Here is a 5,040-nt window from a genome sequence, read left to right as displayed (position 1 = left end):
ACCATTGAAAAAAAAAAGCACAAGCGAAAAAACAAAAATGCGGTAAGCCAAACGGATATGAATTTAATTGCTTACCAATACTTCGAAGGTGTAGATCTGATGGCTATTGAAGGGGTAAGTGAGGGATTGATTATGACCCTTATTGCTGAAATCGGATTAGACGGTATTAGGAAATTCCCCACTGCTAAACAGTTCACGGCCTGGCTACGGCTCGCCCCAAACAACAAGATAAGCGGAGGCAAGGTGCTGTCCAACCACATCCCGAAAGGAAGTTCAAGGCTCAAGATTGCCTTTCGAAACACTGCCAATGCCATCGGTAATCTCAAAGAAGGCTGGCTCGCAGACTTTTTCAAAAGGTTGAACTACAAGAAAGGAAGAGCAACTGCTGTCTCTGCACTGGCCCGCAAACTTGCCGTCATCATCTGGAACATGCTTGTGAAAGGGCAAAGCTACCAACCACCTTCACTATATCTGTTCCTTGACGAGAAAAGAAAAATTGCTGCAGCCAAAAGAATTCAAAAACAAATCACTAAATTTGGATTGACTGACAGAGATATTGAAATCACAAAATACTGATTATCAATATTAAAATTTAACGTTAGTCAGAACCCTTCCAGAACGCACAGCCAAAAATAGACACAAGAAAAAAACTAACTTTTTATTTTCGCAATTTGTTTATCGCCCCAATCTTTCAAGTGGCTAATAAAAGGAATCAGTTCAGAACCAACTTCAGTTAGAGAATATTCGACTTTTGGAGGAACTTCGTGATAGACCTTTCGATTAACCAATCCGTCATCTTCCAACTCACGCAAAGTTTGGGTAAGCATCTTTGGCGTAATATCGTACAGCGTTTTTCGCAACTCGCCATAACGCATAATCGTTTTCAAATGCAGATACCATAAAATCCTGCCCTTATATTTTCCGCCTATTCTTCTGAAAGCATAATCAACAGGACAAGACGGCTCGTCAATGAGATATTTTTTCATTTTTAACATTTTACAATTAACTGATAATCAATAATAGTATGCTTTTGGTTCGTAGAATACAAAAAAGTGCATACTTGCCACAAATATACTTATAAATTACCTTCGCTTCGTAATTTTTAAAAACAGAAAAATGAAAGCAGTTATTTTAAAAGAAGCAGGAAGTGTAGAAAACTTTCAATTTGCAGAAATAGAAAAACCAACCGTACAAAGCGATGAAGTGTTGGTAAAAGTTGTGTCTGTCAGCATCAATCCTGTTGATGTCAAAGCAAGGGCTTATGACGGAGTGTTGGGTTGGATTTTCGGAGAAGAACGACCTGTGATTTTGGGTTGGGACATTTCGGGAGAAGTCGTGGAAACAGGCAAAGACGTAACCGACTTTAAAATCGGAGACCACGTATTCGGAATGGTCAATTTTTTCGGAAACGGAAAAGCCTACGCAGAATATGTAGCATCACCAGCCAGTCATTTAGCCCTGAAACCCGAAAATGTAACGCATCAACAAGCCGCAACAAGTTCAATGGTAGCTTCTACCGCCTATCAGGCTTTGGTGGACGTTGCCAAAATCAAAAAAGACGACAAAGTGTTGATTCACGGAGCTTCGGGAGGTGTCGGACATTCGGCTGTGCAGATTGCCAAACATTTCGGAGCTTACGTTATCGGTACATCTTCTGCCAAAAACAAGGCTTTCGTTTTGTCTTTGGGTGCGGACGAACACGTTGATTATACGAGTGAAAATTTTGCCGAAAAAGTTCAGGATGCCGACATCGTTTTGGACACCATTCAAGGAGAAACCTTGCTCAACTCGGTTGATGCAGTTCGTTCAAACGGAATTATCGTAACACTTCCCACACCCGAAATTCCACAAGAAGTAAAAGAAAAAGCAGATAAAAAACAGGTAAACATTGAGTTTCTAATGGTTGCTTCCAAAAACGAAACCATTAAAGCCATTGCCCAACTATTGGATAAAGGAGCCTTAAAGCCACATATCCACAAAACTTTTCCATTTGAAGAAATAGCAAAAGCACATTTGGAAGTAGAAACAAATCGGGTTGTGGGTAAAGTAGTCGTAAATATTTAAGAAAGTGGGAAAAATGAAATTATTAGAAAATAAAAACGCAGTCATTACGGGAGGAAGTGACGGAATCGGATTCGGAATTGCCCGTTCTTTTGCCGAAAACGGAGCTAATCTGATTTTAATAGGAAGAGAAACAGATAAACTCGAAAACGCAAAAAATGAATTATCGAAGTACGAAACTGAAATACATATTCTTTCGGCAGATTTATCTGATACAGATGAAATAGCGGATTTAGCCAAACAGATGCTAACCATTTACCCGAAAATAAACATTTTGGTCAATAATGCAGGAATAGGAAAGTTTGTACCATTCTCTGAAACAGATAGTTCATTATTGGATTTACATCTGAACATGAATGTAAAAGCACCATACTTATTGACACAACAATTGTTGTCGTCACTCATAGAAAATAAGGGAAATGTCATCAATATCTCTTCCTATTTTGCACACCGAATGTTGATAGGACGAACAACAACAGCCTATTCAACAACAAAAGGAGCATTAAATTCTTTCACCAAATCGTTGGCTTTTGAAATCGGACATTTAGGAGTTCGTGTGAATGGCATTGCACCAGGAAGTATTTTAACACCTCAATTCAACCGAAATTTACAAAGCCTGCCCGAAGACAAGCAAACAGCATTTCACGAAATGGTCAAAAACATCTATCCGTTGGGAAAAATAGGAAGTGCGGAAGACATCGGAAAAGCGGCTGTATTTTTAGCGTCCGACCAAGCCGAATGGATAACAGGAACTATAATTGCTGTTGACGGAGGATTGACAACAAACTAACCTAAAGATAGACTGAATAAAGCGTTTTCTAAAACAGAGAACGCTTTGTTATCGAGCTGAAAAATAAGGGCTAACAGCTAATAACTAAGCTTTCGTTTTGTCTGCAAGACAAGAAATGAAAGCCCGTTGAACGGAAGCTCCGGTGGCTTTTCAGCAGTATGATGGTCCTCTTATGGGGATGTCGATTTTAGAATTTAGAGGTACAAAGCAGTTTTTTCGTAAGGACTGCTTTTTTTGTGGCGTTGGGTAGCCTTTATTGGTGGATTTCAGCGGTTTTTCCTCGCTTCAGAACATAGGTTCCCTTACCCGCAAAGTTTATTTTGCAGACAGCGTTTGGGTAACGAAAAGAAAGTCCTGCGGCGGCCCCCGCTGCCCGAAAATAGCAATGGTCACCAGGTTTCCTTCCTTGCAACAGCGGCATTTTTTAAGCAAAGTCTGGGGAAGGAAAACGATTCTTTCGACTTTCAACTCTGCCTGTAAATTCTGCAGTTTCCCGCGTTTCCAGCTGCTACTCAGGATTCCATAATGCCTGATCCGCACAAACCTTTTTGGCAGAATATGCAGGGAGAACCTTCGCGCAAACTCTTCGTTGCTCAGGGTCATCTCCTTTTTTTCGCCACCTTTCCGGTAATCTTTGTAGCCAAAACGAACTTCTTTATCGGTAACTTCTTTGATGCGGTGATTGCTGATGGCGACTTTGTGGGTGTATCTGCCTAAATATTCAATCACCTGTTTCGGGCCGCCAAAAGGTCTTTTGGCATAGACGACCCAGTTCTTGGTAAAGAGTTTATCCATTAAATTGGAATCTTTTACTCCCGAAGTTCTCAATAAAGCCACAAACTTTGCCCGGAATACTTTGCTCATCGCTTTTACAGAGAAGAGATATTTATCGGTTCGTACTTTCTTTTTCCACTTTCCGTGATGATCAATTCCGCCGCCAGGAACAATGCAGTGCAGGTGCGGATGCAAGCTCAGGTTCTGTCCCCACGTGTGAAGTATCGCAATCATTCCGAGCTGCATTCCTTCCGTTTTGCCAAACTGGTTTAATGTTGCCCAAGCTGCTTCAAACAATGTTTTGTAAATGAGTGTGGGATTGGCAATTGCCAAACCGTTCAGCTCTTCGGGAAGCGTAAAAACGAGATGATAATAGCTGCACGGCAGCAAGTCCGCTTCACGTTTCCGGATCCATTCTTCCTTTTTGTGTCCCTGACACTGGGGACAGTGACGGTTTCTGCAGGAGTTGTAACTGATGCTCATATTTCCGCATTCGTCGCACGCATCGATATGGCCGCCCAAAGCTGAAGTCCGGCAGTACGATAAAGCCCGAAGTGTTTTTTCCTGATGAACCGTAAAATTTTGAGCCGATAAATTGATTTTGCGAAGAACTTCGGCTACGCTTCCGCCCTTACTTCGGGATTCCATTTTTGCGGCATAAAGCGAAAACGGTATCCAGAGGACTGTGCGGAGTTTGATCCGACAGTTGGCAGACATGAAGATATTCCATCGTCGATTCAATTCTTTCATGACCCAGAAGTTTCTGAACCATGATGATCGGAACGCCGTCTTCCAGCAGATGCGTGGCGTAGCTGTGGCGCAAAGTATGGGTGTGAACCTCTTTGGTGATGCCGGCTTTTTTTGAGATGGTCTTGATCACCCACTGAACGCCGCGCTGGCTGTAGCGGGAGTCAAAGTCAGGTTTCTGTAAAGCGTTTTGATGTGTTTTTAAATCAATCTCCTCAATATTCCTGTTATGGTTCCCATTGAATAAATATTGATCCGGATTTTCAATACTGATGAAGGTTTTCAAGCCTCTGATTAAATGTTCCGACAGGGGGACATAGCGGTCTTTGCCGCCTTTACCCTGCACGATATGCAGCATCTTCCGGTCGAAATCCAAATGCTGAAGCTTGATATTCCTTACTTCCATACAGCGCAGTCCGCAACCGTAGATCAGGCCGATGAGCAGTCTGTGTTTCAGGAGTTCAGCACTTTGAAGCATTCGCCAGATTTCTTCACGGCTTAAAATAGTGGGAAGTTTTTTCACTTTTGGAATCGCGGGAAGATGGAGGTAGTTGTAAGGCAAGCCTTCGGTTTTCAGCAAAAACCGCAGTCCGTAAACGGTATGTTTAAAGTACGACTGAGAAGGGGTTTTTGATCGCTTTTGAAGTTCAAAAAGGTAATCTTTGATG

6 protein-coding genes are annotated in these 5,040 nt (G+C 41.9%); 3 read left to right on the top strand and 3 right to left on the bottom strand.

Translation table 11 applies throughout. The features are described 5' to 3' along the window. A partial coding sequence (locus tag AP75_RS13400; protein WP_143755910.1) for a transposase occupies window positions 1-576 on the top strand: 576 nt, incomplete at its 5' end. Between the two features lie 74 nt (window positions 577-650). On the opposite strand, the gene AP75_RS13395 is transcribed toward AP75_RS13400, so the two are convergent. After that, window positions 651-986, bottom strand: a complete 336-nt coding sequence (locus AP75_RS13395) for a winged helix-turn-helix transcriptional regulator (RefSeq protein WP_031504594.1) — start codon at window positions 984-986, stop codon at window positions 651-653. Between the two features lie 130 nt (window positions 987-1,116). Between AP75_RS13395 and AP75_RS13390 the strand changes: the two genes are divergently transcribed. Both AP75_RS13390 and AP75_RS13385 read left to right on the top strand, forming a co-directional pair. Continuing rightward, on the top strand, window positions 1,117-2,064 hold the full coding sequence (locus AP75_RS13390; protein ID WP_031504591.1) for an NADP-dependent oxidoreductase: 948 nt from the start codon (window positions 1,117-1,119) through the stop codon (window positions 2,062-2,064). 13 nt (window positions 2,065-2,077) lie between these two features. Further along, window positions 2,078-2,851 carry an SDR family NAD(P)-dependent oxidoreductase gene (locus AP75_RS13385; RefSeq protein WP_031504589.1) on the top strand — a complete coding sequence of 258 codons (774 nt, stop codon included), beginning with the start codon at window positions 2,078-2,080 and terminating at the stop codon, window positions 2,849-2,851. A 315-nt stretch (window positions 2,852-3,166) separates the two neighbouring features. Here the strand turns inward: AP75_RS13385 and AP75_RS13380 are convergent, their stop codons facing one another. Both AP75_RS13380 and AP75_RS13375 read right to left on the bottom strand, forming a co-directional pair. Beyond that, window positions 3,167-4,273 (bottom strand): IS91 family transposase, encoded by a 1,107-nt coding sequence (locus AP75_RS13380; RefSeq protein ID WP_088264964.1) that lies wholly within the window; start codon window positions 4,271-4,273, stop codon window positions 3,167-3,169. Further along, the gene (locus AP75_RS13375) at window positions 4,257-5,039 is read right to left on the bottom strand and encodes a tyrosine-type recombinase/integrase (protein WP_088264963.1); all 783 of its coding nucleotides are present in this window, start codon (window positions 5,037-5,039) and stop codon (window positions 4,257-4,259) included. The genes AP75_RS13380 and AP75_RS13375 overlap by 17 nt, the downstream gene beginning before the upstream one ends. Between the last annotated feature and the right edge of the window lies 1 nt (window position 5,040).

Source organism: Kaistella haifensis DSM 19056 (genome assembly GCF_000735695.2).
GTDB classification, from domain to species: Bacteria; Bacteroidota; Bacteroidia; order Flavobacteriales; family Weeksellaceae; genus Kaistella; species Kaistella haifensis.
This window is presented reverse-complemented; position numbering and strand designations above follow the sequence as displayed.